Source organism: Mesorhizobium sp. M7A.F.Ca.US.014.04.1.1 (genome assembly GCF_003998745.1).
In the GTDB taxonomy this organism is placed as follows: Bacteria; Pseudomonadota; Alphaproteobacteria; order Rhizobiales; family Rhizobiaceae; genus Mesorhizobium; species Mesorhizobium ciceri.
Window position 1 is genome coordinate 1 of the sequence record NZ_RZRW01001358.1, and the last position, 590, is coordinate 590.

1 protein-coding gene is annotated in these 590 nt (G+C 65.4%); it reads right to left on the reverse strand.

The annotated features are described in order from the left end of the window. On the reverse strand, positions 1-541 hold a 541-nt coding region (locus EOA22_RS36530), incomplete at its 3' end, for an alcohol dehydrogenase catalytic domain-containing protein (RefSeq protein WP_164756330.1). Positions 542-590: the final 49 nt, after the last annotated feature.

The following is a 590-nucleotide window of genomic DNA, read 5'->3' on the forward strand; positions in this document are numbered from 1 at the left end:
CCGACAGGCCGCCGCCGCCGCAGCCATGCACCGCGACCCATTCGCCCGGCTTCACCCGGCCCTGGTCGACAATGGCTCGAAACGAAGTGACGAAGCGGCAGCCGAGGCTGGCGGCGGTGGCGAATTCCATCTCGTCGGGCAGGCGCACAAGATTGGTGTCGGCATGTTCGATGGCGACATATTCGGCAAACGAGCCCCAGCCGGTGAAGCCAGGCTGTGTCTGGTGCTCGCAGACCTGGTGATTGCCCGAATTACACTCGAAGCAGCGGCCGCAGCCGACGGCGAACGGCACTGTGACGCGCTCGCCGGCCTTCCAGCGTGTGACCTGCTTGCCCGCGGCGACGACGATGCCGGCAAGTTCATGGCCCGGCACGTGCGGCAGCGTGATGCCTTCGTCATGACCCATCCAGCCATGCCAGTCGCTGCGGCACAGACCGGTCGCCTCGACCTTGATGACGACGCCATCGGCTGCCGGCTTCGGATCAGGAACGGTCTGGATCCTCGGCGCTTCGCCGAATTTCTCGAAGACGACGGCTTTCATCGGCACCACCACCTTTCACACGGCCTGCGGGAAACGATAGCCGATTCCC